The 2249-nt window shown below is 57.1% G+C and carries 2 protein-coding genes and 1 pseudogene; 1 reads left to right on the top strand and 2 read right to left on the bottom strand.

Features of this window, described 5'->3' with window-relative positions; translation table 11 throughout:
* Nucleotides 1–562, bottom strand: a 562-nt coding sequence (locus EN935_RS32110; protein WP_164771534.1) for an amino acid ABC transporter permease, incomplete at its 3' end; no start/stop codon positions are given.
* Nucleotides 563–603: 41 nt separating this feature from the next.
* Nucleotides 604–1362, bottom strand: coding sequence for a transporter substrate-binding domain-containing protein (locus EN935_RS32105; RefSeq protein WP_245489106.1), 759 nt, complete (start codon nucleotides 1360–1362; stop codon nucleotides 604–606).
* A gap of 366 nt (nucleotides 1363–1728) precedes the next feature.
* Here EN935_RS32105 and EN935_RS32100 point away from each other — a divergent pair.
* Nucleotides 1729–2249 (top strand): annotated as a pseudogene (locus EN935_RS32100) (amidohydrolase family protein); the annotation flags it as partial.

Raw genomic sequence — 2249 nt, 5'->3', positions numbered from 1 at the left:
GTTGAAACGTGCTCGATGCCAGATTTTGCGACACTCTGGTCAGCTCCGCTATCCCCACCACGGAGATCAACGACGATGCTTTGATTGCCATCGTTACCTCGTTGATGATCGAGGGCAGCGTCAGGCGAACGGCTGTCGGAAGCACGATATAGACGAAATTCTGTCTGCGGTTGAGGCCGCTCATAAGCGAAGCCTCAACAAATCCTTTTGGCACCGCAAGGAACCCGCCACGCATACATTCTGCCAGGTATGCCGCCTCGCAGACAGCAAGTGCGGCAATTGCAGCTTGTTCCGGGGTGGTCGAAAGTCCCACGCCAGAAACGCCATAATAGGCAAACAACAGCAGCACCAGCAAAGGAACGCCACGAAAGAAGCTGACGTAGAAACGGCCAAAGGCACGAAGCACTGGTTGCCTGCTGAGGCAACACAGACAAAGAACTACCGCGGCCGGCAGACCGATGACCAACGCCGCGGCCGAATAGATTACCGTGTTTGCAGCGGCACCAGCCAAAAGCGGCCACGAGCCGGCAAGAAAGGAAAAATCCAAAATTACCCCCGCCAAGCTGCCATGTGCTCCTATGAGGAGCCGAGGCCCGCCGTCATTTAGTACTGGGCCGGGTCGACGATGGCCGGAAGCTCAACGGCCGCTCCAAACCAACGTTTTTGCAGCTCGGCGAAGCGGCCGTCCGCCTTGATCGCGGCAATCGCGTCGTTGACGGCTGCGATCAACGTCTCGGAATCAGCGTCCTTTCGCCCGACATAGGCGACGTAGCGCAACTCTCCAAAGGTGCCCGGCACCACGGCAAAGATATTCGGCCTCAGCGCGGCGGTGTAGCCGTTGTTAGAACTCTGATTGGTAAACGCGACAATGCGACCGGCCGCCAGATCCGCGTTGCCTTGACTGGAATCCCCATACTCGCGCACTTCTGCCTTCGGAGTCAGAGAGGCCGCAAGCTTTTTCAATTCTTCCAAGGAGACTTCCGCGCGCAACCCTCCCACCGGCTTGCCAGCGATGTCATCGATCTTTGTGATGCTGTTGTCATTCGCTCTCTTGAGCAAATTGAATGCGCTCAGGCCAATCGGCGAGGTGAAGCGGTAGCGTTCACCACGCTCCTTCGTAATAGAGACCGGACCGGCAACAATATCGAACTTGCCCGCCTCCAGGCCGGGGAGAACGCTCGGCCAGGGAAGGTCAAGGAAAGTCACTTTGACGTTCAGTTGCTTGCCGATTTCGGCGAAAAGATCGGCATTGAACCCGGTTTGCTTGCCATCTTTCAGAAAATCATAGGGCGCGTACTGCATCTCGGTGCCGACCGTCAGCTCGCCTTTGGCTTTTACGGTATCAAGTGCGTCCGCTGCCAAAGCACTGTTCGCTGCTGCCAACCCGAGTGCTAAGATCGCAGCACAGAATACTCGGTTCGTTACCCTACGATTATGCATCAAGCCGTCCCCCAGATGGCGGCAAGTTCATGCGCCGCTCCATTTCCGCGCTCCTGCCGAGCGATCAGGCCTTGACGATAGAATGGCGGTCACTCCGCTTGTGATCTTGAGTGTTGCAACCTTTGTTGCATCCGCTTCAACGGATGAAATTCATCGTGTCCGGTTGGCAGTTTTCCAAACATTGGGTGCAAACGCACTTGCTTATCTGCGTGTTCCTGCACGCTTATCGTTGCTAACCATAGTTCCTAGAAGTCGGTCTCAGGAGTACCGACGAAATTTGAGGGCGAGATGCTGGATCTGGTTGTTCGTGGCGATATCGTGCTTCCTGGTGGTGTCCAACGCGGTTGGTATCTGGCAATAAAGGACGGCAAGGTAGCTGCCGTCACAAGCAGCGATCCCGGAGTGGCGCGTGAAAAACTGCAACGCGACGCCGCCCTGATCTTTCCAGGCGCAATCGATGCCCAGGTCCATTCCCGGAGCCAGAGGAACCGCGAGGATTTCATTTTCTCGACCAAGGCCGCTGCTGCTGGCGGGGTCACCACAATCGTCGACATGCCCTATGACGAGGGTTTGCTGGTCTGCGATCGTGCGAGCGTGGAGAGAAAGGCGGCAGACATCGCCGAGCAGGCACATGTCGACGTGGGGCTCTATGGCACCATCCGGCCGTCCGAGGGGACATCCAAGATCGCCGAGCAGGTCGAAGCAGGCGTCTGCGGGTTCAAGTTTTCTACCTTCGGAACTCACCCAGAGCGGTTTCCCCGCATTCCCCCTGACCTTATGGCCGAGGCTTTCACCGAGGTCGCCAAGAG

The organism is Mesorhizobium sp. M7D.F.Ca.US.004.03.1.1, assembly GCF_003998635.1.
Lineage (GTDB): Bacteria > Pseudomonadota > Alphaproteobacteria > Rhizobiales > Rhizobiaceae > Mesorhizobium > Mesorhizobium loti.
This window is presented reverse-complemented; position numbering and strand designations above follow the sequence as displayed.